The following is a 25,363-nucleotide window of genomic DNA, read 5'->3' on the forward strand; positions in this document are numbered from 1 at the left end:
CGCAATGGCGCTGATCGCGCGGGTCGTGCAGGTGTTCGGGGAGTGGGGGTGTTCGAGCTGGGGCGGGGGTCAGGCGGGCTCGGGCGCCGGGTGCGTCGTGAGCACCCGGACCGAGATCGCCGTCGGGTCGGTGTGGTCGAGGGCCGGCACGTCGCTGCCGGGCAGGGCTGCGGCGGCGGCTCCGGTCGCGACGGCCTGGGCGAGGCGCTGCTCGGGGGACGCTCCGGCCACCTCGGCGAGCAGGTAGCCCGCGAGCGAGGAGTCCCCCGCGCCGACGGTGGAGCGGGCGACGATCCGCGGTGCTGCGGCGGCGAAGGCACCCTCGTCCGACACCAGCACGGCGCCGGCGCTGCCGAGGGTCAGCAGGACCGAGCGGACGTTCCGGTCGCGCAACCGCTCGGCAGCGGCCACGGCGGCGTCGAGGTCCTGCTCGTAGGTGTCGGGGTCGCCGCCGACGACCTCGGCGAGCTCTTCGGCGTTCGGCTTGACCAGGTCGATCCGCTCGCCGGACTGCAGCAGTGCGGTGAACGGGACGCCGGACGAGTCGACCGCGATCCGGACGTCCTCACCGTGGCGTGCGCGGACGGCGCGGACGAGCACGGCGAGCGCGTCGTCGGGGAGTCCGGGCGGGAGCGAGCCGGCGAAGACCACCCAGCGGGCGGCGGGTCCGGTGGCGGTCGCCGCGGCCGTGTCGGCGACCAGGTCGGCCAGGTCGTCCAGCCGACCGGCGAGCGAGGGACCGGGCTCGTTGAGTTTCGTGGTGGTGCCGGTCGGCTCGGTCACGGTGACGTTCGAGCGGAGCGGCGCACCGATCGGCAGGGCGGCGGTCGGGATGCCGCGCGTGGCGAGGCCGAGCAGCACGGGGTCGAGCTCGTCGCCGGGCAGCACGGCGATGGTGTCCCCACCGCTCGCGACCACGACGCGGGACACGTTGACGCCCTTGCCGCCGGGCTCCGCGGTGGAGCGGATGGCGCGCTGGACGGCGCCGCGCTGCAGTTCGCCGGAGAGCTCGATGGTGCGGTCGAGGCTCGGGTTCGGCGTGACGGTGACGATGCGGCGGCTCATGCGACGACGACCTCGACGTCGGCGTCGGTCAGGGCGCCGGCGAGGTCGGCCGGCGGCTCCTGGTCGGTGACCACGGTGTCGATCTCGTCGAGCCGGGCGAAGCGCATCAGGGCCTCGACCCCGTGCTTCGCGGCGTCGGCGAGCACGACGGCTCGGCGGGCGGCGAGGACGTAGGCGCCCTTGACCGCGGCCTCGTACTCGTCCGGGGTGCTCAGCCCGAAGCCGGCGGACAGGCCGTTCGTGCCGACGAACGCGATGTCGGGCCGCAGGGCGCTGATCTGCTCGACGGTGGCGGTCCCGACGGCGGCGCTCGTGACCCCGCGCACCCGGCCACCGAGCAGGTGCAGCTCGACGTGCTCGCTGTGCTGCAGGGTCGCGGCGATCGGGACGGAGTTCGTGATGACGGTGAGGGTCGCGCCGGCGGTGGCGGGCTCCCAGCGTGCGAGTTCGGCGGCGACGGCGGCGCAGGTGGTGCCGGCGTCGATCGCGATCGAGCCGGTGAAGGTCGAGGGCACCAGGCGCATCGCGGCTCGGGCGATCTCGGACTTCGCGGAACCGTGCTGCCCTTCGCGCTCGGCGACGGAGAGTTCGACGACGCTCGAGCGGCCGATGGGCACCGCTCCCCCGTGCACGCGGCGCAGGACCCCGGCGGACTCGAGGGTGTCGAGGTCACGGCGCACGGTCTCGGTGGTGACGTCGAAGTGCTCGGCCAGATCGGCGACGGAGACCCGGCCGGCGTCCTGCAGCGCTGCTGCGATCGCGTCGTGCCGCTCGGTTGCGTACATGCCCGAACTCCTTCGTTCCCGTGGGTTTCAGGAACCATAAGCCACAAACCCACACAAACACAACCACCCCGCCTCGCGTCCCTCCCCGCCCCCTCCCCCGAGGTTCCGAAATCTCGGCATCTCGCGGCGCCCACAGCCCGTCCGTGGAACCTCGGCGTCCAGCACGCGGCATGTCGTGGAACCTCGACGGACGGCACACGCACGAACACCCCACACGCACGAACGCCCCACACGCACGAACACCCCGCCGCGTGTGCGACGGGGTGTTCGGTCGAGCGCGTCAGCCCTTGACGGCTCCCGCGGTCATGCCGCTGACCAGGCGACGCTGCACGATGAGGAAGAAGACGACCACGGGGATCGAGAACAGCACGCTCGCCGCCATCAGCCCACCGAAGTCCGTGCCCTTGTTCGTCGAGAAGCCCGCGAGCCAGACCGGCAGCGTGTACATCCCCTGGTCCTTGAGCATCACGTACGCGATCAGGTAGTCGTTCCACGCCGCGATGAACGCGAACACGCTCGTGGCGATGACCCCCGGCATCACGAGCGGGAACAGTACGCTCCACAGGATCCGGAAGGTGCCGGCCCCGTCGACCTTCGCGGCCTCCTCGATCTCGACGGGTACAGCCACGAAGAACCCGCGCATCACCCAGATCGAGAACGGCAGCACGCTCGCGACGTACGCCAAGATCAGCCCGACGTAGCTGTTGAGCAGACCGAGGGTCTGGAACGACAGGAACAGCGGGATGAGCAGCGCGCCCGACGGGATCATCTGCACGAACAGGATGCCGACCAGGATCGCCCGCCGCCCGCGGAACCGGAACCGCGACAGCGCCGCCGACGCCAGGAACCCGACCACGATCGACAGCAGCACGGCGGCCACCACGACGATGGTCGAGTTCCGCAGGTAGACCAGGAAGCCCTCTTGCGTGAGCGCGCGGGTGAAGTTGTCGAGCGTGGGGTGCAGTGGTGCCCAGATCGGGGTCATGGTGGTGACCTCGTCCGCCGGCTTGAAGGCGGTGTTCACCATCCAGTAGATCGGGAACACCCACACCAAGCAGAACACCACCGCGATGGTGTTCGCCACCACGCGCGGCTTCCGCTTCCGCGCCCGCACCGGCGCAGCATTCGAGACGGTCACAGGTCCTCCTCCCCGCTGCGGACGAGCCGGCGGATGTAGTAGCTGGTGAGCGCGCCGAGGATCACGGTCGAGATGACGGCGATCGCGGCGCCCTGGCCGTACGCGTTGGAGACGAACGACTTCACGAACGTCCAGATGCCCAGCGTCAGGGTGGCCTCTTCCGGACCGCCCCTCGTGAGCAACCAGATCTGGTTGAAGACGTTGAAGTCCCAGATCACCGACAGGATCGACACGAGCAGCAGCGTCGGGGCGAGTGCCGGCAGCGTGATCGCGCGGTACATCGTCCACGTCGAGGCACCGTCGAGCGCCCCGGCCTCGTAGTACTCCGGCGCGATCTGCGACTGTGCGGCGTACAGCGTCAGGGCGACGAACGGCACGGCCTGCCAGATCACGAGCGTGAGCACGATCGTGTACGCCTGCCCGGGGTGCGACGCCCAGTTGTCCTGCGTGTGGTCGCCGAACACCCGCAGCTGCGTGATGAGCCAGTTGAGCACCCCGTAGAAGGGCTGGAACAGCCACTGCCACACCAGGCTCGATGCGACGTTCGGCATCGCCCAGGCCAGCACGAGCACGACGCTGACCACGGTGCGCATGGCGACGCCCAACCGGGTGAGCAGCTGCGCGACGCCCATCCCGATGACGATCGTGCCGAGCACCATCGCCCCGGTGACCAGGACGGTGCGCAGGATGACCGGCCAGAACGACGCGTCGGTCAGGACGTTCGTGTAGTTCGAGACCCCGGCGAACCCGGCTTCCCCGGTGAAGATCGCCCGGAGCCCGTAGTCCTGGAACGAGATGACGACGAGCCGGACGAGCGGGTAGACGACGAGCGCGAGCAGCAGGATCGCCGCGGGCGCCAGCAGGACGAGCGGTGCGCGCGACGCCACCGCCGACAGACGACGCGCCCCGCGGCCGGGACGAACCGGCCGCCCGAACCCGGCACCGCCGCTGCCCCCGGTGCCCCCGGCGCCCGCGCCCCTGGTCCCCCCGCCGCCGGCGACCGGCTCGGACTGCTCCGAACCGGTCGCCTGCTCTGCAGTGGAGGTCATCGACTACTGCTGCGCGTTCAGCGCGGTCGTGAGGTGCTTCGAGAAGCCCTCGGCGGCCTGCTCCGGCGACTTCCGCCCGGTGGCGATGTCCGCGAACATCGACTGGAACGACGCGTCGCCCTCGATGGTCGCCCAGCCCGGTGTCGCCGGGGTCGGACGGCTCGTGCCCGCTGCCGCGAAGTACGGCTTGTGCAGGGTGTCGACGTCGTCGGCCACGGCGTCGAGCAGCTCGGTCGAGTTCGGCTCCCAGCCGTCCACGCCGAACACCTGGTCCTGCTGGAACTCCTTCGAGGTCAGGATCTTCAGGTAGTACAGCGCGAGGTCCTGGTTGGCGGCCTTCGCCGGGATCCCGAGGTCGGAGCCACCGAGGAACACCGGCTGCGTCTTGCCGTCCGTCTGCGAGGGCATCGGGAACGTGCCGATCTGGTCGGCGAGCGCCGGCTTCGCGGTGGTGATCGAACCGATCTCCCACGCCGAGCCGAGGAACGCCGAGGTGTTGCCCTGCGCGAAGACGTCGCTCTGCGAGGGCTTGTCGGTGTTGATGTCCTGCGTCGACTTCGCGGAGTAGTCGTTCTGGAACGTCTTCCACGCCGTCAGGCCCTGCACGGCGTCGTCGGAGTCGAGCTTCCCGGTCCACTTGCCGTCCTTGTCGGAGGCGATCTCGCCGCCGGCGTCCCAGACCCACTGCAGCCCGCCGTACCAGTACTGGCCGGGCATGTAGAAGGCGGAGAAGTCGCTCGCCGTGTTGGCGGCCTTGACCTTGTCCAGGTCGGCGGTGAGCTCGTCGTAGGTGGTCGGCACGTCGGTGACGCCGGCGTCCTTCCAGACCTTCTTGTTGTAGACGACGGCACGGTTGCCGGCGAACAGCGGAGCACCGTAGAGCTTGTCGTCCACCGTGGCCGGCCCCTCGAGCCCGGTGAGCCAGGTCTGGCCGTCCTTGAGTTCGTCGCGGTACGGCGTCAGGTCCATGAGACCGCCGGCCGCTGCGTAGACCGGCACCTGGGTGTTGCCGAGGTCGACCACGTCCGGGGCGTCGTCCTGGGCGAGCGCCGTGGTGAGCTTCGTGGTGATCCCGTCCCACTGCTGGGTCTGGATCTTCACCTTCGCCCCGGTGTCCTTCGTGAACTGCTTCTGAGCTGCGTCGAGGACCTTGTCGCTCAGGTCGCCGTTCATCATCCAGACGGTGATGGTCTTGCCCTTGCCATCGGGTGTGCCGATGGCCTTCGTGCCACCGTCGGAAGCTCCGTTGCTTCCGGCGGAGCACCCGGTGAGGGCGAGCGCGGCCGCCAGGCCGAGCGCACCGAGTGCGGCGAAACGCGTGCGTGTCACGTTGACTCCCTTGGTCCGGCCTTTATGAAAGGTCGTTGCGTATTCGCAATAGAAGACCTTCCGAGAGCCCTTGTCAACCGTTGGATCGGTCCCTGTGAGCGGGTTCGATCCGCGTGTTTCCGGGGGATCACGGATGGCGAACAGATCGTCGCCAACGCTTGACGCGACTGGTCATGACCAGGCATGATCTGCGCCACGCGTCGACGGGGTGGACGGAACGACCGGGAGGCCCGGTACCGGTCCCGCAGACCGGCACCGGGCCTCCCGGATCACCACCACGGCCTCAGACGGCCGCCAGGGCGGACGTCGGTGGGATGCGCGCTGCGCGCGCGGCCGGGTACCACCCGGACACTCCGCCGATCACGACGGTCGCGCCGAGCCCGCCGCCGACGGCCCACAGCGGGATCGCCACCGGCCACCCCTGCGCCAGGGCGAAGGCGACCGTCACCCCGACCCCGATCACCACACCGGCCACCCCGCCCAGGAACGACAGCAGCAACGACTCGACCAGGAACTGGTCGCGGATGTTCCGCCGCCGCGCTCCGAGGGCTCTCCGCACCCCGACCTCGGCACGACGTTCCAGCACGGTGATCACCATCGTGTTCGCGACGCCGATGCCGCCGACGAGCAGCGCCACGCCGCCGATGCCGACCAGCAACCCGGTGAACGAGTCGTCGGTGGCGTCCTTCGCGGCGAGCGCGTCGGACGGTCGGGTCACGCCGACGTCCTGCGGGGACCCCGGGCTGATCGCATTCGCCAGGATGTCCCGTGCCGGTGCGACTCGCGACGGGTCGACGCGGGTGTAGACGGCGGTCGGCGCCCCGTCGAACCCGAGCTGCCGGGCGAGGCCGCGGGGGACGAACACCTGGCTGTCCAGGTCGTCGGCGAGCGCGATCGGCTCCAGGATCCCGACCACCTGCACCCACTGCCCGCCGATCCAGACGCGGCTGTCGGCACGGACCCGGTCGATGCCGAGTGCCGACGCGGCGGCCGCACCGAGCACCACCTGCGGCGGAGCCACGACCGAGTCATCGATCCAGCGCCCGGACCCGAGCTCGCCGCCGAGCACGCGCGGCACGTCGCCCCAAGCCGCCATCACGCCGATGCCCTTCGTCTCCGGCGGCGGGATGAACTCGTTGCGGTATACGGCCGCGTCGACCACGGTGCCGACCGCGGCAGCCGACTGCACGTCGTCCTGGCGGAGTGCCGACTCGAGTGCGGTGGACGGCAACGGCGGCACGTCACCGAACCCCTGGGCCTGCGTGGCGGTGAGCACGTTCGTGCCGAGGGCGTCGAGCACCTGGTCGAGCTTCGCCTTGCTCGACGACGAGATCCCGACGACGGCGATCATCGCGGCGATGCCGATCGCGATGCCGAGCGCCGACAGGACGACACGGCCGGGTCTGGTGCGCAGCCCGAACACCCCGAGCCGGAGCAGGTCAGCGGCACCCAACCGTGCTCGCACGCCGGTCACCGGCCGCCACCGATGGCAGCGGCGATGTCCCCAGCCGGCCCGACCGCCGAGTCGTGCTCCACCAGACCGTCACGCATCCGGACCTGCCGCGGCAACGAGGCTGCGAGGCCCAGGTCGTGCGTGATGACGAGGACCGTGGTGCCGGTGGCGTTCAACGCACGCAGGAGCGTCACGATCGCCGCACCGGAGGCGGAGTCCAGCGCGCCGGTCGGCTCGTCGGCGAGCAGGATCGTGGGGTTCCCGACGATCGCGCGGGCGATGGCCACGCGCTGCTTCTCACCCCCGGAGAGCTGGGTCGGGCGGTGGTCGGTGCGGTGCCCGAGGCCGACTCGTTCCAGGGCCTCGTGGGCGCGTCGGCGCCGTTCACGTCGCCCGGTCGCCGAGTACAGGAGCCCGTCGGCGACGTTCTCCGCCGCGGTGGCACCGGCCTGCAGGTGGAACTGCTGGAACACGAAGCCGACGTGCTCAGCTCGCAGCGCGGACAAGGCGTTGTCGGACATGGTCGCGACGTCGTTCCCGGCGATCGACACCGAGCCCTGCGTGGGACGGTCGAGGGTCCCGACGATGTTGAGCATCGTGGACTTGCCGGACCCGGACGGACCGACGACCGCGACGAGCTCCCCGGCGGCGACGTCGAGCGTCACCCCGCGGAGCGCGCCGACGTCGCCGTAGGTCTTCGTGACCTCGCGCAGGGCGAGGACCGGCCCCGTGCCGCTCATCCCGGCACCACCACGCGGTCGCCTTCCGCGACGTTCCCGGTGATCGCGATCCGGCCGTCGGCGATGAACCCGGGGGTCACGGGAACCCGCTTCGTCGTGCCGTCGCGCCGCACCACGTCCACCGCGTACGCGCCGTTCCCCGTCGTCACGAGTGCCGCGACCGGCACGGAGAGGACGTCCTTCTCGGTGGCTCCCGCGGCGTCGATCTGCGCGGACGCCGCAGCGGGCAGCCGTCGCGAGCCGGGGTCGAACGCGACGGACACGTCGACCTTGGACCCGGCGTCGTCTCCCGAGCTCGGTTGGACGTCGGTGACCTCGCCCGTCATCGGTGCCCCGGCGCCGTTGATCCGGACCCGCACCTCCGTGCCGACCGCGAGCCGTTCGGCGTCGCGCTGGGAGACGGTGGCGACGACGATGCGCTTCGTGCTCGTGACGGAGAGCACGTCGCCGCTCCCTCCCTCCGCCGGCTGGCCGAGCTTCCCGTCGACGGTCGCGACACGCACGTCCCCGTCGACGAACGCGATGTCCGCCGAGGTCAGCACGCCGGTGACCTCCTGCCCCCGGTCCTCCTGCCACTGCCGCACGGCGCGCTGCGTCCGCGGGCCGAAGGAGTCGTCCTGCGCGACGTCGTACCCGAGCGCGGCGAGGTTGTCGTTGAGCTGCTGCACATCGGTGCCCGTCAGCCCGCGTTCGAGCGAGCGCCACATCGGCACCGTGCCGTGCATCGCCCGCACCCCGCGCTCGTCGACCGCGTACAGGAACTCGTCGCTCCTGATGACCTGCCCGGGCGCGGGGAGCCAGGTCAGCGTGCCCGAGGCGGCGCCGGGGACCCCGGTGGCCGTGCCGTACCCGAGGGTCCCGGCGAACACCTTCGAGTCCGTCAGGTCGCCCTTCGTGACCGCGGCGGTCGGGTGCTGCTGATTGCCGGAATCGGCTGCTGCCGAGGACGGCGCGGCCTGCAGGTCGATGAACGCCCACGTGCCAGCACCTGCGGCGAGCACCGCGACGAGGCACGCGCTCGTGACGAGCGCTCGACGCCTGGTCAGGACGGTGGTCACGGCTGCACCGTCGTGTTCGAACCGGAGCTGCCGCCCTTGCCCAGGACCTCGTCGAAGCACGTCGACGACGCGTCCTGGAACGCGTCCTGGTCGTCGGGCCGGTACGTGGACATCGCATCGTCACCGTCGGGGTAGTCGGCGAACCCGTTCTCACGGATGCACTCCGCGATCTGCTTCCGCTGTTCCGGCGTCCCGGCGGGCTTCGCCGCCTGGAACCCCTCACCGGCTCCGGCGTCGCCCATGCACTCCTGCAGGTCCGCCTTCCACTGTTCGTCGTCGATGCCGTCGGGAGCCGACAGGGACAGGGTGCTCCCATCCGACGACGGATCCGGCATGTCGTACCCGTGGTCACGCATGCAGGACGCGAGCGAGGCCCCGGCCCCCTTGCCGCCGCCCGAGGCCGTGTCGGTCGAGTCGGTCGACGGCGCTCCGGAACAGCCGGCGAGGAGGCCGGGCAGGAGCACGACGGCTGCGGCGACGGCGACGATGGTGGTGGTGGTGGTGGTGGTGGTGGTGGAGTGTTTCGTGGATGGCTTCATGGGACCAGCACAGCGGACCCGGTGTTTCGTCCCCGGTACGCGTGGGGTCACACCGACGAAACGTCGATGCGCAGGCCGCCCTCACGGCGCGCGGTGACGACGAGTCGCCACCCGTGCGCGTGCACGATGGACGCGACGATCGACAGGCCGAGGCCGCTGTGCCGACCGCCGGATGCGACCTCGGGGCAGCGTCGGAACGGTTCGACGAGCAGTGGCGCGACCTCGTCCGGCACGACCGGCCCGGAGTTCTCCACGACGAGGCCGTCACCGCGCGTGGTGACGCGGACGAAGCCGCCGGCTTCGTTGTACTCGACGGCGTTGCCGACGAGGTTGACGAGCAACTGCCGGACGAGCATCGGCTCACCCGTGATGGTGGGTCTGCCAGGAGGCGCGGCTCGGCCCTCGTGGGTGATGGTCACGCCCGCCTCGTGCGCACTCCCGGCGGCTCCCGCGACGACCTCGTCGGCGATGGCCACGAGGTCGATCGACGTCCCGACGCCTGCGAGCCCTCGATCGGCCTCCGCGAGCACGAGCAAGGACTCGACGAGGTGCTCGGTGCGCCGGTTCTGCTCGAGCAGTTCCTCGCGCACCACTCGGACGTCATCGGCGCCGGCACCGTCGTGCAACCCGATCTGCATCGCGGCACGCTGGACCGCGAGCGGGGTCCGGAGTTCGTGCGACGCCTGCGCGACGAACCGTCGCTGGCTCTCGAACGCGGTCTGCAGCCGGTCGAGCAGGTCGTCGACGGTGCCGGACAACCGTCGGAGTTCGTCGTCCGGGCCCTCGAGTGCGATGCGTTCGTGCAGGTTCGACGCCGTGATCCGGTTCGCCGTCGCGGTGATCCGGTCGATCGGTCGGAGCATGCGCCTGCTCACCAGCCACCCGACGCCACCGGCGACGAGGCCCGCCCCGGCGATGCCGATCGCGGACCACTGCCACTGCTGCACGGCGACGAGCCGGACCACCGCGACCGTGGTGGAGGGTGGTGCGTCGTTCGCTGCCGAGCGCTCGCCGATCGGCACCGGCGAGGCGGTCACGAACGTCTCCGCCGGGGAGGCACCGCGGATCGCCGTCGTGTCGAGACCCGCACCGACCCCGGCCAGGGACATCACGTTCGAGAACACCACCACCCCGGTGGCGAGCGCCATCGCCGCGAGCGCGAACGTCAGCGCCGTGCGGGCCCGGATGCTCCAGGTCCGCCGGACCCGTCTCACAGCGCGTAGCCCTCGCCCGGGACCGTCCGGATCGGATCGGGGCGGCCGAGCTTCTTGCGGAGCTTCGACATCGTCACCCGTACGGCAGCGGTGAACGGGTCGATGTTCATGTCCCAGACCTTCTCGAGCAGTTCCTCGGCGGAGACGATGCGACCGTCGGCTCGCAGGAGCGCCTCGAGCACCCCGAGTTCCTTCGAGGTCAGGTCGAGCGGTCGGCCGTCACGGGTGACCATCCGACGGTTCGTGTCGAGGACGATCCCGACGCGTTCGAGCACGGGCGCGACCGGGGCCACGCTGCGCCGACCGAGCGCGCGCACCCGGGCGACCAGTTCCGGGTACTCGAAGGGCTTCGCGAGGTAGTCGTCCGCGCCGAGTTCGAGCCCGTTGACGCGGTCGGTCAGGGTCGCCGCCGCGGTGAGCATGAGGATGCGGGTCAGGCTGCCGCGCGATGCCAGCCGACGTGCGACCTCGTCGCCGTGCACCCCTGGGACGTCACGGTCGAGCACCACGACGTCGTAGTCGTTCACCGCCAGCAGTTCGTCGGCGTCGTCGCCGCGGTAGGCGACGTCGACGGCCATGTCCTGCCGCGACAGGCCCTTCGCGACGAGGTCGGCGAGGGCTGCTTCGTCATCGACGACCAGGACCCGCACGGCTGGTCACGCGGCGGTGAGGTCGAGTGACACGACCCCCGCCGCCTCGTCGATGTGGACGATGAACTCGAGGCCGCCGCGGGCGGGAAGGCCGGTCAGGGGAACGGTGTCGGTGCTGAGTCGATCCATGGGTCGAGCATTTCACGTACCGCGTTTCGTCCACATAACGTTTCCGTATCAGTGGTCACGCGTCGAACGGCACCTCACCGTGGTCGCTCACGCCAGCGCGCTGGCGGTAGGCCAGGTGTCCGCCGAGGTACCCGCCCACCCCCACGACGCCGAGCGCGGCGAACCCGAGCAGCTTGCCGGCGCCGTGGTTGCCGTTCTTGCGCTGCCACCACGACAGGCCGTACAGCGAGATGCCGACCCAGTTGACGGCCTGGTGCACCCATCCCGTGCGCAGCTGCTCGCGGTCGAGTTCGGACCAGTCCCCGTACCCGGCGAGGCTCGCACTGCCGGAGGACACGAGCCCGACGCCGACGAGGGTCTTCGCGGCCTTCGCGTTGCCCTTCCCGCCGAACACGTCGAGCACGGCGGCCGAGATCCAGGCCCCGAGCGGTACCTGCACCATGAGCGGGTGCAGCGGGTGCCCGAACGGCACACCGTGCAGCAGTTGCCGCAGGGCCTTCGGCCGGGCGAGGGCGTTCACGACCGAACGGTCGATGTCGACGGCCTTGTCGAGCACGCTCGCGTGCTCGACGGTGTCGGTGAGGCGACGGATCGCGCGGATCTCAGGCATGCCCTGCAGCCAACCCGGGAGGCCCGTGCCGGGTCCCAGGAACCGGCACCGGGCCTCCCGTCGGTCACCCCACCCACCGCGGCCGCCGCCTACTCCTCGACGACCTCCGCCAACTGGAACGGCTCGACGGTCAGACCGTCGCCGTCCTCGGCGACGTCCACCCGGACGGTGTCGCCGTCGCGGACGTCACCGGACAGGATCGCGCGCGCCAGCTTGTCGTCGATCTGCCGCTGCATCAGCCGGCGGAGCGGCCGCGCACCGTAGAGCGGGTCGTACCCGCGCTCGGCCAGCCACCCGCGCGCCTCCGGCGTGACCGCGAGTTCGAGCCGGCGGTCGGTCAGGCGACGGGCGAGCCGGTCGACGTACAGCGACACGATCTGGCCGAGGTCGTCGGCCGTCAGGGCCTGGAACACCACGATGTCGTCGAGACGGTTGATGAACTCCGGCCGGAACGCCTGCTGCACGAGCTCGCGCACGGCGTCCTCGCGCTGCTCGTCCGTCAGCGTCAGGTCGGTCATGAACTGCGAGCCGAGGTTCGACGTCAGCACGAGGATCGTGTTCCGGAAGTCGACCGTGCGCCCCTGCCCGTCCGTCAGCCGGCCGTCGTCGAGCACCTGGAGCAGCACGTCGAACACCTCGGGGTGCGCCTTCTCGATCTCGTCGAGCAGGATGACGGAGTACGGGCGACGCCGGACGGCCTCGGTGAGCTGCCCGCCGGACTCGTAGCCGACGTACCCGGGCGGGGCGCCGATCAGCCGCGAGACCGAGTGCTTCTCGCCGTACTCGCTCATGTCGATGCGGACGAGGGCCTTCTCGTCGTCGAACAGGAACTCCGCGAGCGCCTTGGCCAGCTCGGTCTTGCCGACGCCGGTCGGTCCGAGGAACAGGAACGATCCGGTCGGACGGTCCGGGTCGGAGATGCCGGCGCGGGTGCGGCGAACGGCCTCGGACACGGTGTTCACGGCGGTGCGCTGCCCGATGATCCGGCGGCCGAGCTCGTTCTCCAGGTGCAGGAGCTTCTCGGTCTCGCCCTGCAGCAGTCGACCGAGGGGGATGCCCGTCCACTGCGCGATCACGGCGGCGATGTCCTCGTCGGTGACGCTGTCGTTCACCATGCGGTCGGCGGACTCGGCCTGCTCGGCGGCCGCGAGCTCCGCTGCGATCCGGGGCTTCTCGGCGTACTCCAGGCGCGACACCGTCGCGTAGTCGGCTTCGCGCTGGGCACGCTGGCTGCGCATGTTCAGGTCGTCGAGCTGCTGCTTCAGCTCACCGATCCGGTTCAGGCTCGCCCGCTCGGCCTGCCAGCGCTGCTCGAGCTCGCCCAGTCGTTCCTCGCGCGTGCGGAGTTCGTTCCGCAGGGTCTCCAGCCGGGCCTTCGAGGCGTCGTCCTTCTCCTGCTTGAGCGCGAACTCCTCGACACGCAGCCGGTCGACGTTGCGCTTCAGTTCGTCGATCTCGACCGGGCTGGAGTCGATCTCCATGCGGAGCCGGCTGGCGGCCTCGTCGATCAGGTCGATCGCCTTGTCGGGCAGCTGGCGGCCGGAGATGTACCGGTTCGACAGGCTGGCCGCAGCGACGAGCGCCGAGTCGTTGATCGTCACCTTGTGGTGTGCCTCGTAGCGTTCCTTGAGCCCGCGGAGGATCGCCACGGCGTCCTCGACGCTGGGCTCGCCCACGTAGACCTGCTGGAAGCGTCGCTCGAGGGCGGCGTCCTTCTCGATGTACTCGCGGTACTCGTCGAGCGTCGTCGCCCCGATGAGCCGCAGTTCGCCGCGCGCGAGCATCGGCTTGAGCATGTTCGAGGCCGCGACGGACCCTTCGCCGCCGCCGGCGCCCATCAGGGTGTGCAACTCGTCGATGAACGTGATGACCTGGCCGTCGGAGTCGTTGATCTCCTTGAGCACGGCCTTGAGGCGCTCCTCGAACTCGCCGCGGTACTTCGCGCCCGCGATGAGCGAGGAGATGTCGAGCGAGACGAGCCGCTTGTCCTTCAGTGAGTCGGCGACGTCACCGGCGACGATGCGCTGCGCGAGCCCCTCGACGACGGCGGTCTTGCCGACCCCGGGCTCGCCGATGAGCACGGGGTTGTTCTTGGTGCGGCGGGTGAGCACCTGGCTGACGCGTCGGATCTCGGAGTCGCGTCCGATGACCGGGTCGAGCTTGCCGCTGCGAGCGATCGCCGTCAGGTCGACGCCGTACTGCTCGAGGGCGGTCTTCTGTCGCTCTTGCGAGTCAGGAGCACCCTGGAGGTTCGCCATGCGTTCCGTCCTTTCGTTGCGGTGGTGTTGTACTTGAGTCTACTGCACTCAACTTACGTCGGCGCCGGGAGATTCCGGATCCCGACGGCGCTGACGACCGCGCCGGCCAGCAGGAGGACGGCCATCACGACGACCGCCCGGTGCAGGCCGGCGACGCTCATCTCGCCGCCGAGGACCACGCCCGCGAGCGCCACCATCACCAGGCCGGCGATCCGCGCGATCGCGTTGTTCACCGCCGACCCGACGCCGGCCTCGGACTGCGGCACCGACCCGAGCACGGCGCTGGTCAGCGGTGTCACCATGAGCGCGATCCCGAACCCGATGAGCACGAGCCCGGGGAACACCGCGATCCAGTACCCGTCCGGCTGCGCACCGACCAGCAGCATCAGGAGCGCACCGACCGCTGCCACCGCCGGGCCCGCGGCCATGAACCAGCGCGGCCCGAACCGTCCCGCCAGCCCGCCCACGGCCGAGGACACCAGCAGCAGGACCACCGTCGGGGGCAGCGTCGCCAGGCCGGCGAGCCAGGCCGGGAACCCCCAGACCTCCTGCAGGAACAGGGTGACCACGAAGAAGACCATGCTCAGGGCGCCGTAGATCGACAGGGTGGCGAGGTTGCCCACCGCGAAGTTGCGGGCCCGGAACAGCGCGAGCGGCACCAGCGGCGAACCGGTCGTCCGGATCACGTGGAGTTCCCACGGCACGAAGGCCCCGAGTGCCAGGGCACCGAGCACGAGCGCGGTGACCACCACGGGCGCGCCCCACCCGAGCCGCTCCTGCTCGATGAGCCCGAGCACCGCCCCACCGACCCCGACGACCGCCAGCACGGCGCCGACCACGTCGATGCGCGGTCGGATCGCGGGGTGTACGTCACCGGTGATCCGCAGCACGAGCGGGATCGTCACGGCGATCGGGACGGCGGTCAGCACGAAGATCCACCGCCAGCCGATGCTGTCGACCACCATCCCGCCGAACACGGGTCCGAGGATCGTCGACGCGCTCGACCAGGCGGTCCACGTGCCGATCGCCTTCGACTGCGCGGCCCCGCGGAACGCCGCCACGATGAGGGCGAGCGCGCTCGGGGTCACCAGGGCGCCGCCGACACCCTGGAACGCCCGCGAGACGATCAGGAACTCCCCCGTCGGGGCGATCGCACACGCAACCGAGGCGATCCCGAACACGACGAGCCCCCACGTGATGATGCGCACCCGGCCGAACACGTCCGACAGTGATCCGGCGACGAGGATGAGCGAGCCGAGCGTCACCAGGTACGCGTCCACGGTCCACTGCTGCACGACGAGTCCGCCGCCGAGCTCCTGTCGGATCGCGGGGAGCGCCACGTTGACGACGCTCGAGTCGAGCCCGACGACGAACGACGACAGGATCGCCACCACGAGCACGGTGCGCCGGTCGTCCCGGAGCGGCGCGGTCGCGCGGGGTGCGGCAGTGGTCATGTGCTCATCCTGCGCCCCCTCGGACCGCTGCGCGCCCCGCACGACGAAGCCCCCGCGACCGATGTGGTCGCGGGGGCTGCCGACAGGACGGGGCTGGGTGTCCTGAGCTGGTGTTCTAGCGCCGGGAGTCGGTGTTCGGCTGCGCGCTCGGGCCGGGGTTCAGGATCGGACCGGCGGCGGGCTCGGCGGGAGCGTTCGGCACGGTGCTGGTCGGGGCCGCGGTGTTCTGCACCGTGGTGTCGCCTGCCTGAGCCTTCTTCTCGTCGTCGGTCATCTCCTTCTTGAAGATGTTGATCGACTGCCCGAGGCCCTTGGCGAGCGCCGGGAGCTTCGTCGCGCCGAACAGCAGGATGACGATCCCGAGGATGATCAGCAGGTGTACGCCGCCGAGGTTTCCGAGCATCATGACTCCTTGATCTGGAACTGGTCGCCGTTCGCAGGTCTTCTTCGACCCACGCGGCGGAAGTCCGTGTTCTCCCCATCGTAACTCTCCCGCTCCCCGATGCCCAGGCCGAGGACCGGAACGGACACCGTTCGCACAGGGAAGGCGCCGGGCCGATCCGCCGCAGCACCCTCAGTAAGCGCCGCGCGACCGGAGCACCGACGGCACCGTCCGGGCGAGGATCACCAGGTCGTGCAGGAACGACCAGTTCTCGACGTAGTGCAGGTCGAGCCGCACACCCTCGGCCCAGTCCAGATCCGATCGGCCGCTGACCTGCCACAGGCCGGTGATCCCCGGGGTGACCAGGAGTCGGCGGTCGGCGAAGTCCTGGTACAGGGCGACCTCGCGCGGGAGCGCCGGGCGGGGTCCGACCAGGCTCATCGAACCGGTGAGCACGTTCCACAACTGCGGCAGCTCGTCGAGCGACGTCTTCCGCAAGAACGCCCCGACGCGGGTGACGCGGGGGTCGTCCTTCACCTTGAAGAGCGGGCCCGCACCCTCGTTCACTGCCTGGAGTGCGGCCATCCGCGCTTCGGCGTCGACGCACATCGTGCGGAACTTCAGGATCGAGAACTCCGCGCCCCCACGGCCCACACGGGTCTGGCGGAAGAACACCGGACCGCGGTCGTCGAGCCGGATGACGAGCGCGATCACCGCGAGCACGGGCGCAAGCAGCAGGAGACCGAAGCCGGCTCCGACGACGTCGAGCAGACGCTTGCCCGTGCGACGGCGGTAGTCGGGGGTCTCCACGTGCATCAAGGGCAGGCCGTCGACGGGACGCTCGTGCACGCGACCTGCGGCGATGTCCGCGAGGGGCGACGACACGACGAGCTCGACGCCGTGCTCCTCGAGTTGCCACCCGAGGCGGCGCAGTCGCTCGTGCCCGCCGCGTACGGCGCCGGCGACGACGACCGCCGAGACTCCCTCGGAACGAGCCAGCGCGAGGACGTCGTCGATCCCGCTGACCACCGGGACGGACGCCGAACCGAGGTCGATCGTCGCGCCCACCGGCTCGCAGTCGGTCACGACCGCGCGGACCCGGTACCCGGCGCTGGGCGTCGCGGCGATCCGTCGCCCGACGTAGCGGACGTCCTCGGTGTCACCGACGATCAGGACGTCCTGCAACCGTTGCCCGCGAGCACGACTGCGCGCCAGGACGGTGCGGACGGCCTTCCGCCCGACGGCGAGGAAGAGGAGCCCGAGCGGGAAGGCGATGGCCACGTACCCCCTGGCCAGGTCGAGCTGCGCGGCGTACGCCACGACCGCCACCACGGCGACGGCGACCAGACTCGCGGTGACGAGGCGGCGGTACTCGTCACTGCCGATGCCGGCGATGCGTGGGTCGCGGGTGCGGAACATCGACAGCAGGGCCATCCAGACCAGGATGATCACCGGAGCCGTCGCGAACTCGATCCAGCCGGCCTGGGGTCGCACGGCCGACAGCTCCCAGGGGAAGCGCACGACGTGGGCGACCGCGAACGCCAGGACCAGCAGTCCGACGTCCAGCAGGGCAACGGCGGGGGCGAAGCCTCGGCGACCACCCGCGGGTGCCGACGGCGGCGCGGTGGTCGGTGCGGCGGCGGGGGGAACGGTGATGGCAGCGGTGGGTGGGCGCATCGCGAGCGACATGGTGGGGTCCTCCTGTCGACCGGGCCGACGGGAGGTCGACCGGACGCCGGAGTCGTCGGGTCACGACAGCGAGCGGCGCACCACCAAATATATCACTGTGTCGTTCTGTATATCAATGTTCGAGCGCGCGGTCCAGGCTCCACAGGACGGGTTCGGCACGGAGCGCCGGGATGTCGGCCTCGGTCACGCCGGTGAGCCGGAAGGTCACCCGCTCCCCGGGCAGCAGGGTCATGAACCCACGGTCCACCGCACCGGCCGCGGTCACCCGGTCGGGCTGCACGAGCAGGTCGCGGACGAGCGTCTCGGCTTCGACGGTCAGGTCGAGCCCGCCGTCGACGGGTGTGAACGAGGTGCGGTACCGCGCGGGTTCCCACCGCACGTCGACGTCGGGGCCCGGTGTCCAGACCGCCCGACGCCAGTCCATGTCCGCCACGATGAGCTCCCGCGCGGGGTCGTCGACCACGCCGACGGACTCGGGCAGGGCGACGACGGCGACCCCGGCGGACGACAAGCGCACGGGCAACGACGCCTCGGCCAGGATCGTGCCGGCCGTGGTGACCCGTCGCACGCGCACCACGCTGTCGTGGCCGCCGCGCGTGGACCGGACGGCGACCTCGACGGGCGAGGACCCGAACGCACCGGGCGAGACGCCGAGGGACAGGGTGTCCGCCACGTCGCCCAGATCAGCCGTCTCGCCTGCGGAGGCCGAGTGGCCGGGGTGATCTGGGCCTCCCGTCCGATCCGCACCAGACGCGACCGGTGAGACGGGCGACGACGCCGGCGAAGCAGCCGGCCCGGAGACGGCGGACGGCGCGACCGCCACCCGCGACACGGGACGGATCGTCAGCAGGACGTCGTCGTACAACCGACGCAGCTCGTGCGCGAGCGGCTTCAGCCGCCCCGCCGAGTCGATCGCCGACCACGACGACACCGGCCACAGGTCGTTGAGCTGCCACATCACCACGCCCGTGTTGCGCGGCCAGTGGGTGCGCCAGTGCTCGACGCCCGTCGCGATGGCCCGAGCCTGCTGCAGCTGCGTCAGGTAGTGCCACGCATCGAACGAGAAGGGCTCCGTGCCGAACCGGGGCTCGATGCCGCGGGCCAGCTTGCCCATCCCGTCGGCAGCCTTCTGGTGGTGCACGACCCCGGGTGCGTCCTGCGACAGCACCTCGTCCGCGACCCCGTCCCGCAGCGTCCGCCAGGCGGGCGGCGCCTGCCAGCCGAACTCGGACACGAACCGCGGCACGGATCCGCGGTAGGCGGTGTCGGGCAGGCGGTTCCAGGCGTCCCACGAGTGGTGCGTCTCGTGGTCGACGTCGTTCGCGGGCAGCGACTCGGCGCCCGACCACGGCGAGGCCACGGTGTAGAAGCGCGACGGGTCGACCGCGTCGACGATCGTCGGCAGCAGGTCGAGGTAGTAGTCGAGGCCCCAGCCGCGGTCACCGAGCGAGTCCGCCCAGCCGTCCACGTCGTGCAGCCAGATGTTCTCGTTGTTGCCGTTCCACAGCACCAGCGAGGGGTGCCGCGCGAGGCGGGCGACGTTGTCGCGGGCCTCGGCGATGACCTCGCTGCGGATCGGTTCGACCTCCGGGTACGCCGAGCACGCGAACGGGAAGTCCTGCCAGACGAGCAGGCCGAGCTCGTCGCAGACCTCGTAGAAGTCGCGCGACTCGTACACACCGCCGCCCCACACGCGCACGAGGTTCGTGCCGAGCGAGGCCGCCGCGGTCAGACGGGACTGCAGGCGCGCGCGGTCGACGCGCGAGATGATCACGTCGTCGGGGATCCAGTTCACCCCGCGCACGTCGATCAGCGTCCCGTTGACGTGGATGCCGAAGGGACGACCCATGTCGTCCACCTGCGTGTCGATCCGCGTCGACCGGAAGCCGGTGCGGAACGTGTCGCGGTCGAGCACCTCGCCGTCCACCGTCTGCAGCTCGACGACCACGTCGTACTGCGCCTGCGCGCCGTAGCCGCGGGGCCACCAGCGCAGCGCCTCGGGCACGCGCACGGTGACGACGGTCTCGTCGTCCTTCGGTGTCAGCTGCGCCCGCGACCGCTGCCGCGTCGGCGTGCCGTCCTCCTTCAGGCCGCTCACGGTCACGACGAGCACCAGGTCGTCGTCCTCGCCGTCCTGGTCCAGGTCGTTGAGGCCGGAGCGCTCGACGGTGATGTGGGCGTCGAGCACGCCCTCGCCGGCCTCGACGTCGACGAGCGGGCGGACCTCGCGCAGCCGCGCGGTCGACCACCGCTCGATCGCGACCGGTCGCCAGGGACCGCTCGTGACGGCGGTGAGCCCCCAGTCCCAGCCGAAGTTCGAGGCGTTCTTGCGGATGTACGGGAACGGCTCGTCGTACGGGCCCGGCATGCTGCCGGCCTTCGCGGCGACCCGGCCGGCCTCGCGGTACGGCGACTCGAACAGGATCTCGAGGTCCTTCGTCGTCGCGCCGGACCCGGTCTGCACGCGCGCGTCGAAGCGGTAGCGGCGGTGCATGTTCCGGGTCGTGCCCACGACGACGCCGTCCAGGCTCAGTTCGGACACCGTGTCCAGGCCGTCGCAGACCAGGTCGACACGCTCGTGGCCGCGCGGGTCGACGTCGACCGCGGTCCGGTAGGCCCAGTCGGCCCGGCCGACCCACTTCGCCGCCTGCTCGTTCAGGTGGAAGGTCGGGTCCGGCAGCAGGCCCTCCCGCTCCAGGTCGGTGTGCACCTGCCCCGGCACCGTCGCCGGGATGCTGCGTCCCGCGACGCCGTCCGGCGCGCCGGTTCCTCCGGCCATGGTCACGGTCCAGCCGTCGCGGAGTTCCTCGCGTTCGAGGGTCATGCAGGTCCTTCTCTTCGGCGGACGGGGTGTCCGTCGCCTCGGTCGGGACGCCGGCCGGTGGCCCGCCCCGTGGCCGGTTGGTCGGCCTGGAGGCGCGGCACCGGTTGCCCGGGCGTCGTCACGTCGCGCGCGCGATCGGGTGGCGCTCGCGCGTGGGGGTGCTCGGCGATGCTAGTACGGGATGCTTTCGGCAACCTACGTGGTGACAGCGCGACTTCGTGGTGACAGCGCGGTCTCGCGCGTGCAGGGTGGGGAGGTGATCACCGTTGCACTCGCCAGGACCCTCCGCGACGCCGGCCTGCGCTGGCACCCCGAGACGGGCGACCGCTTCGTCATCGACAAGCCCGAGGTGGACGAGGACGTCTACACCGTGTCCGAGATGACCGTCGAACGACACGACTCCCCCACCGGCACGATCCTCGGCTTCAACGGGACGACCGAGTGGGCGCTCGACTCCGTGACCGCGTCGGAGTCGCTCTGGCTGCCGCGTGAGGACCAGTTGCGCGAGCTCCTCGGTCCGTCGTTCATCGGGTTGACCCGGGTGTCGGTGAACGGCCGGATCGTCTACACGGTCACCGCGACGATCGGCGGTGCTGACCGCAGCTTCGCGTCCGAGGTCCCCGCGATCGCCTACGGCCAGGCGCTGCAGGCGTACATCGCCGCTGCGCTGGAGTGACGGACCGCCCCTGTCCCTGGGCTGGGACAGGGGGCGGTCCGTGTTGGCTGCGCTGTGTCGTGCCGGCGCCGCTGCGCGTCAGACCTGGCGGTCGTCCGGGCGGCGCTGGCGGCGCCAGAGCAGCAGGACCGCTCCGGCGAGCAGGAGCACGATCGTCGCGGGGACGCCCATCGCGAGGACGGTCGATCCGGTGAACGCGAGTTCCACCGGCGCGGCGGAGGGCTTCTCGGCGGCGGGCACGGGCTGCGGCTCGGCGTGCAGCTTCGTGTGCACCTCGAGCGAGAACACCCAGACCGGCTTCGTCGACGCCGCGGCGGTGGTCACGCCGAACGTCGCTGGCGTCGCGGTCTGCCCCGTGCTCGCAGCACCCGGCTCCTCGGTCGTGGCACCGTCGGCGCGCGTGACCTGGCCGGCCACCTGACCGGTGATCGCGGCCTCGCCGGTCGCTGCTTCTTCCTCGGTCACGACGTGCGCGTCGCTCTCGCACGTGGCACGCTGCCCCGGCTCGACCGTGGACTCCTCGCAGGTCACCGCGGGCATGCCCTCGGCCTGCTGCAGGTCGTGCACCGCGAGGTTGCCGGTGTTGAGCACCTCGTAGCGGACAGACACGCGGTCGCCCGGGCGCAGCACGTGGTCATCGGCGACGACCTTCGTGCTGCCGTCGGTTCCGTGCAGCACCGGCTCGGCGGACAGGTCGAGGGCGCTCTTCGCCGTCAGGCCGACCTGGACCTCGTCGCGCGAGGTGACGGAGTCTCCGGCGGGACCGGTCGCGTCGAGCACCGCTGCGACCGTCACTGTGCCGTGGTCGACGTCCGCCTGGGTGAGCACGTACTGCGGGGTCGTGCAGTCGATCGACGCACCCGGTGCGACACCCTCGCCGACGCACTCGACCGGTAGACCGGCGAGTTCGACGACCTCGGCGCGGGTCCCCGTCAGCGTGACGTTCCCCGCGTTGGTGGCGCGGATGCCCACGCTCACGTGGTCACCGGCGCGCGGCGCCTCGTGCTCGGACTCCGCCAGGTGCGCGGTGACCTGGACCTGCACGCCCGGGGCGCGCTCGATCGCAGTGCCGGCCTTCGCGCCGGCAGTCACGGTCTGGTCGTCCGGGCCGACGGCCGCTGCGGTGAGGGCGAACTGCACCTTGCCCGCGTCGACGTCGCCCTGGGTGAGCGCGTACTCCGCCGCTGCGCAGTCCGCCGAAGCACCGGGAGCGACCCGCTCGGCGGGGCAGGCGACCGTCGTGCCGGCCCGCTCGTCGACGATGCCGCTCAGGTCGTGCACCGTGACGTTGCCCGTGTTCGTGATCGACATGCGGACCGATGCCGTGTCGCCCGCGGTCGGGGCTCCGTGGTCGGTGTCGTCGAGCGCAGCCGTGGCCGTCGTCGTGATCGACGGCGCTCGCACGATCGAGAGTGTCGTGTCGGCACGGGCCTCGACGCGCTGACGGTCGGCACCGGTCGCTGCGCTCGACAGCACGAACCGGACGGCACCGCTGTCGACGTCGCTCTGGGTGAGGGTGTACTCGGACACCTCGCACGTCACCGCGGCGCCCGGGGCGAGATCGTCGTCCGGGCAGTCGACCTCGAGGCCCGCACGGTCTTCGACCTTGCCGCGGATGCCCGTGACCGTGACGTTGCCGGTGTTCCGGATCGTCATCGTGACCGTCGCGGTGTCGCCGGCCAGGGGGACCTCGTGCTCGTTCGCACCGAGGACGCTCGTCGCCGACACGGCGATGGCCGGCGCGCTGACGAGCTCGACCGCCACGGTGTCCGATGCCTGGGCACGCGAACCGCCGGGGCCGTTCGCGTTGACCGTGAGCGCGAAGTCGACGGTGCCGGCGTCGATCTCGTCCTGCGTCAGGACGTGGTCGCCGACGGAGCAGGTCGCCGCGGCGCCGGGGGCGAGCGCACCCTCGGCGCACTCCACGTCCAGGTCGAGGCCGTCCACCTCGGCAGCGAGGCCCCGCAGGGTGGTGTTGCCGGAATTGCGCGCCGAGACGGACAGCTCGACGTGGTCACCGGCCTTCGGCGCGCGGGACTCGTCGGCCAGGCCGGCGGTCGCGGTCGCGACGATGCCGTGCTGGCGGTCGACGGTCACCGACGCAGAGTCCGAAGCAGTCACGCGACGGTCGTCGGGTGCGGTGGCGGTCGAGGTCAGGGCGAACCCGACCGTGCCGGCGTCGATCTCCCGCTGGCTCAGGGTGTGGTCCGGAACGGTGCAGTCGACGCTCGCGCCGGGTGCGAGCGGGGAGGTCGGGCAGGAGACGGGCATGCCGTCGCGGTCCTCGACCTCGGCGGCGACGTCGCGGAGCGTGACGTTCCCGGTGTTGCGTACGGCGACGCTCAGCGTGACCTCGTCACCGGGAGCGGGGGTCTTGCCGGCGGTGTCGAGCGCCGGGGTGACGGTCGTGGCGAGCGCGGGGGCCTGGGCGACCGTGGTCTGTGCGGTCCGGGCGTCACCACGGACCGGCTGACCGGCGGCGTCGACTGCGGTCATCGTGGCGACGAACGTGACGGTGCCGCGGTCGACGTCGTGCTGCGAGACGGGGTGCGAGCCCTCGACGGCGCACTCGATGGACGCGCCGGGCGCGAGGCGGGTCGGCGGGCACGCGACGGTCATGCCGGGCTCGTCGGCCACGGTCACCGCGAGGTCGCGGATCGAGACGTTGCCCTCGTTGGTCACCGTCACCGTGAGCCCGATGTCGTCACCGACCGCGGGGGCACCGCCCCGCGCGACGGGCGTGATGGCGAGCAAGGCGCGCGAGGTGGTGCTCGAGGTGGGGACGGTGGCGGTTGCGCTGGCCGTCACGGCCTGGCCGGCGCGCGATCGTGCAGAGACCGTGGCGGTGTCGTCGATCGAGCCGTGGTCCAGGTCGTCCTGCGTGACCGGGCGGGGAGCGGTCGCGCACGCGGCGGATGCTCCGGGGGCGAGCTGCCGCACGTCGCAGTCCGCGTCGCCGTTCGGGCTGGTCAGCGTGACGTCCCGCACCAGGACGTTGCCGGTGTTGTCGACGGTCGTGCGGAACGAGACGGTCTCGCCGAGGTCGGCGACGGCGTCACCGTTGCCGCCGGACAAGACGGCCTGGTCGGTGACGCGCAGCTCGTTCACCTCGGGGGCGAAGGTGATGCTCGCCGAGCCGGTCGGCAGGTCGACGCCGGTGCGCTCGGTCACGGCGTCTGCACCGATCGTGTACGTGCCGGGAGCCGAGGCGCTGACGTCGAACGTCACCGTGCAGTCCGGTGCGTCGATGTCCAGGTCGCCCGACGCACCGATGGTCGTGGCATCTGCCTCGACGTCGAGGTCCGCCGCGGCGCAGGTGGTCGCGACCTTCGGGTCGGACGCGACGCTGAGGCCTTCGGGCAGCGCCTCGGCGAAGGACCAACCGGGCTTCGAACCGTGCTCGCTCGTGTTCACGACGCGCGCCGTCATGCGCGCGGTGTCCCCGACGATCGGGGCGCCGGAGAACTCGTTCGCCAGGGTCGGGGTCGAGTCGACGATCGTCACTCGGTCGATCGCGCCGTCGTTGCCGCTGTAGGACGACTGGGCGTTGCGGAGACGCCATCGCAGGGTGTCGCCGGAGAAGAGCACGCCGCCGTTCGAGACGAACTCGCCGCCCTTGTACGTGTTGCCGCCCGCGGTGAAGGTGCTCGAGCGAGGGTCGTTGCAAGGGTCGAGGGGACGCTCGGACACCGGGTGCTCGGCAGATCCGTCCACCAGCAGGAAGTCGAGCAGCGGGTGGTCGAACCCGACACAGCTTCCGGCGGCGGCGCTGACACCGAACGACACGAAGCGTCCGGTCTGCCCGAGCGAGAAGTCATCGCGCGACTCGATCTGAACGGCGTTCCGCGGCAGGTTGCGCGACGCGGTCCAAGCACTCACGACGTGGTTGGTCTCCGGGTCCTCGCCGGTGATCTGCCCGAGGACCGACCCGAGCTGCTTGAGCTGGGGGTTGGCGTCGCAGGATGCCATGTCGGAGCTGCTGGCGCTCGTGACGATGCCGTTGCACTCAGCGGCGTTGATCCACGCCGGGTCGGCCGTGTAGGTCTCACCGTTCGCGCCCTTGTACGCGTTCAACAGCACCGGCGTCGTCGTGACGCCGTTCTCGAAGTCCTCGACGAACAGGATCGTGGAGTCGGCGGCAGAGTCGGTCCGTGCGGATCCGGCGTCGGCCGCGGGGGCCGGGACTGCCGTGGCGGCGAGCGGGGTGGCGAGCGCGGCGACCAGGCCGGCCGCGGTCGCCACGGCGGCGACGCGCGGCGCGGTGCGCGCACGAGGGCGTCGTGAAGCGTGTCGGTTCATCACGCCAGAATACCAATATTCT

At 71.3% G+C, this 25,363-nt stretch carries 20 protein-coding genes; 1 reads left to right on the forward strand and 19 read right to left on the reverse strand.

Annotated elements, in window-relative coordinates:
* Positions 1–69 precede the first annotated feature (69 nt).
* The 18 genes from EDF33_RS17345 to EDF33_RS17425 form a co-directional block, all read right to left on the reverse strand.
* Positions 70–1,065 carry a hexose kinase gene (locus EDF33_RS17345; RefSeq protein ID WP_132100705.1) on the reverse strand — a complete coding sequence of 332 codons (996 nt, stop codon included), beginning with the start codon at positions 1,063–1,065 and terminating at the stop codon, positions 70–72.
* Positions 1,062–1,850 (reverse strand): DeoR/GlpR family DNA-binding transcription regulator, encoded by a 789-nt coding sequence (locus EDF33_RS17350; protein WP_123340051.1) that lies wholly within the window; start codon positions 1,848–1,850, stop codon positions 1,062–1,064. Before EDF33_RS17350 ends, EDF33_RS17345 begins: the two co-directional genes overlap by 4 nt.
* Before the next feature lie 280 nt (positions 1,851–2,130).
* Entirely contained in the window at positions 2,131–2,988 is an 858-nt protein-coding gene (locus EDF33_RS17355; protein ID WP_243650121.1) for a carbohydrate ABC transporter permease, read from the reverse strand.
* Complete coding sequence (locus EDF33_RS17360; RefSeq protein ID WP_132100706.1) at positions 2,985–4,037, reverse strand: sugar ABC transporter permease; 1,053 nt, start codon at positions 4,035–4,037, stop codon at positions 2,985–2,987. Before EDF33_RS17360 ends, EDF33_RS17355 begins: the two co-directional genes overlap by 4 nt.
* Positions 4,038–4,040: 3 nt before the next feature.
* Positions 4,041–5,366 (reverse strand): sugar ABC transporter substrate-binding protein, encoded by a 1,326-nt coding sequence (locus EDF33_RS17365; RefSeq protein ID WP_131881211.1) that lies wholly within the window; start codon positions 5,364–5,366, stop codon positions 4,041–4,043.
* Between the two features lie 283 nt (positions 5,367–5,649).
* Positions 5,650–6,840 carry an ABC transporter permease gene (locus EDF33_RS17370; protein WP_243692484.1) on the reverse strand — a complete coding sequence of 397 codons (1,191 nt, stop codon included), beginning with the start codon at positions 6,838–6,840 and terminating at the stop codon, positions 5,650–5,652.
* Positions 6,837–7,559, reverse strand: coding sequence for an ABC transporter ATP-binding protein (locus tag EDF33_RS17375; RefSeq protein WP_131847068.1), 723 nt, complete (start codon positions 7,557–7,559; stop codon positions 6,837–6,839). Before EDF33_RS17375 ends, EDF33_RS17370 begins: the two co-directional genes overlap by 4 nt.
* On the reverse strand, positions 7,556–8,617 hold the full coding sequence (locus EDF33_RS17380; protein WP_132100707.1) for a peptidoglycan-binding protein: 1,062 nt from the start codon (positions 8,615–8,617) through the stop codon (positions 7,556–7,558). The genes EDF33_RS17375 and EDF33_RS17380 overlap by 4 nt, the downstream gene beginning before the upstream one ends.
* Positions 8,614–9,156 carry a hypothetical protein gene (locus EDF33_RS17385; RefSeq protein WP_132100708.1) on the reverse strand — a complete coding sequence of 181 codons (543 nt, stop codon included), beginning with the start codon at positions 9,154–9,156 and terminating at the stop codon, positions 8,614–8,616. Before EDF33_RS17385 ends, EDF33_RS17380 begins: the two co-directional genes overlap by 4 nt.
* A 47-nt stretch (positions 9,157–9,203) precedes the next feature.
* Positions 9,204–10,370: an ATP-binding protein gene (locus tag EDF33_RS17390; protein ID WP_132100709.1), complete on the reverse strand. Its 1,167-nt coding sequence runs from the start codon at positions 10,368–10,370 to the stop codon at positions 9,204–9,206.
* Positions 10,367–11,020, reverse strand: coding sequence for a response regulator transcription factor (locus EDF33_RS17395; protein WP_123937429.1), 654 nt, complete (start codon positions 11,018–11,020; stop codon positions 10,367–10,369). Before EDF33_RS17395 ends, EDF33_RS17390 begins: the two co-directional genes overlap by 4 nt.
* 6 nt (positions 11,021–11,026) lie before the next feature.
* Positions 11,027–11,149, reverse strand: a complete 123-nt coding sequence (locus EDF33_RS20725) for a hypothetical protein (protein WP_260154542.1) — start codon at positions 11,147–11,149, stop codon at positions 11,027–11,029.
* A gap of 55 nt (positions 11,150–11,204) precedes the next feature.
* Complete coding sequence (locus EDF33_RS17400) at positions 11,205–11,759, reverse strand: DUF2231 domain-containing protein (RefSeq protein ID WP_132100710.1); 555 nt, start codon at positions 11,757–11,759, stop codon at positions 11,205–11,207.
* Between the two features lie 89 nt (positions 11,760–11,848).
* Positions 11,849–14,017: an AAA family ATPase gene (locus tag EDF33_RS17405; protein ID WP_131921346.1), complete on the reverse strand. Its 2,169-nt coding sequence runs from the start codon at positions 14,015–14,017 to the stop codon at positions 11,849–11,851.
* Positions 14,018–14,070: 53 nt separating this feature from the next.
* Positions 14,071–15,471 carry an MFS transporter gene (locus tag EDF33_RS17410; protein WP_131881224.1) on the reverse strand — a complete coding sequence of 467 codons (1,401 nt, stop codon included), beginning with the start codon at positions 15,469–15,471 and terminating at the stop codon, positions 14,071–14,073.
* 115 nt (positions 15,472–15,586) lie between these two features.
* Positions 15,587–15,874 carry a twin-arginine translocase TatA/TatE family subunit gene (gene tatA, locus EDF33_RS17415; RefSeq protein ID WP_123293839.1) on the reverse strand — a complete coding sequence of 96 codons (288 nt, stop codon included), beginning with the start codon at positions 15,872–15,874 and terminating at the stop codon, positions 15,587–15,589.
* Positions 15,875–16,045: 171 nt separating this feature from the next.
* Complete coding sequence (locus EDF33_RS17420; RefSeq protein ID WP_132100711.1) at positions 16,046–17,542, reverse strand: sugar transferase; 1,497 nt, start codon at positions 17,540–17,542, stop codon at positions 16,046–16,048.
* A 112-nt stretch (positions 17,543–17,654) separates the two neighbouring features.
* The gene (locus EDF33_RS17425) at positions 17,655–20,366 is read right to left on the reverse strand and encodes a glycoside hydrolase family 2 protein (protein WP_132100712.1); all 2,712 of its coding nucleotides are present in this window, start codon (positions 20,364–20,366) and stop codon (positions 17,655–17,657) included.
* A gap of 256 nt (positions 20,367–20,622) precedes the next feature.
* On the opposite strand from EDF33_RS17425, the gene EDF33_RS17430 reads away from it, so the two are divergent.
* A complete protein-coding gene (locus EDF33_RS17430) occupies positions 20,623–21,042 on the forward strand; it encodes a pilus assembly protein CpaE (protein ID WP_131847075.1) in 420 nt (139 codons plus the stop codon).
* A 78-nt stretch (positions 21,043–21,120) separates the two neighbouring features.
* On the opposite strand, the gene EDF33_RS17435 is transcribed toward EDF33_RS17430, so the two are convergent.
* The gene (locus EDF33_RS17435) at positions 21,121–25,341 is read right to left on the reverse strand and encodes a hypothetical protein (RefSeq protein WP_132100713.1); all 4,221 of its coding nucleotides are present in this window, start codon (positions 25,339–25,341) and stop codon (positions 21,121–21,123) included.
* Positions 25,342–25,363 lie beyond the last annotated feature (22 nt).

It is taken from the genome of Curtobacterium sp. PhB146 (genome assembly GCF_004342995.1).
GTDB lineage: Bacteria > Actinomycetota > Actinomycetes > Actinomycetales > Microbacteriaceae > Curtobacterium.

Excerpts from the sequence above, each read along its gene's own strand:
- EDF33_RS20725 (WP_260154542.1), bottom strand. The coding sequence starts at position 11,149 with ATGGATCGACTCAGCACCGACACCGTTCCCCTGACCGGCCTTCCCGCC.
- EDF33_RS17350 (WP_123340051.1), bottom strand. The coding sequence starts at position 1,850 with ATGTACGCAACCGAGCGGCACGACGCGATCGCAGCAGCGCTGCAGGAC.
- tatA (WP_123293839.1), bottom strand. The coding sequence starts at position 15,874 with ATGCTCGGAAACCTCGGCGGCGTACACCTGCTGATCATCCTCGGGATC.
- EDF33_RS17405 (WP_131921346.1), bottom strand. The coding sequence starts at position 14,017 with ATGGCGAACCTCCAGGGTGCTCCTGACTCGCAAGAGCGACAGAAGACC.
- EDF33_RS17360 (WP_132100706.1), bottom strand. The coding sequence starts at position 4,037 with ATGACCTCCACTGCAGAGCAGGCGACCGGTTCGGAGCAGTCCGAGCCG.
- EDF33_RS17410 (WP_131881224.1), bottom strand. The coding sequence starts at position 15,471 with ATGACCACTGCCGCACCCCGCGCGACCGCGCCGCTCCGGGACGACCGG.
- EDF33_RS17345 (WP_132100705.1), bottom strand. The coding sequence starts at position 1,065 with ATGAGCCGCCGCATCGTCACCGTCACGCCGAACCCGAGCCTCGACCGC.
- EDF33_RS17425 (WP_132100712.1), bottom strand. The coding sequence starts at position 20,366 with ATGACCCTCGAACGCGAGGAACTCCGCGACGGCTGGACCGTGACCATG.
- EDF33_RS17400 (WP_132100710.1), bottom strand. The coding sequence starts at position 11,759 with ATGCCTGAGATCCGCGCGATCCGTCGCCTCACCGACACCGTCGAGCAC.
- EDF33_RS17375 (WP_131847068.1), bottom strand. The coding sequence starts at position 7,559 with ATGAGCGGCACGGGGCCGGTCCTCGCCCTGCGCGAGGTCACGAAGACC.
- EDF33_RS17385 (WP_132100708.1), bottom strand. The coding sequence starts at position 9,156 with ATGAAGCCATCCACGAAACACTCCACCACCACCACCACCACCACCACC.
- EDF33_RS17435 (WP_132100713.1), bottom strand. The coding sequence starts at position 25,341 with ATGAACCGACACGCTTCACGACGCCCTCGTGCGCGCACCGCGCCGCGC.
- EDF33_RS17420 (WP_132100711.1), bottom strand. The coding sequence starts at position 17,542 with ATGTCGCTCGCGATGCGCCCACCCACCGCTGCCATCACCGTTCCCCCC.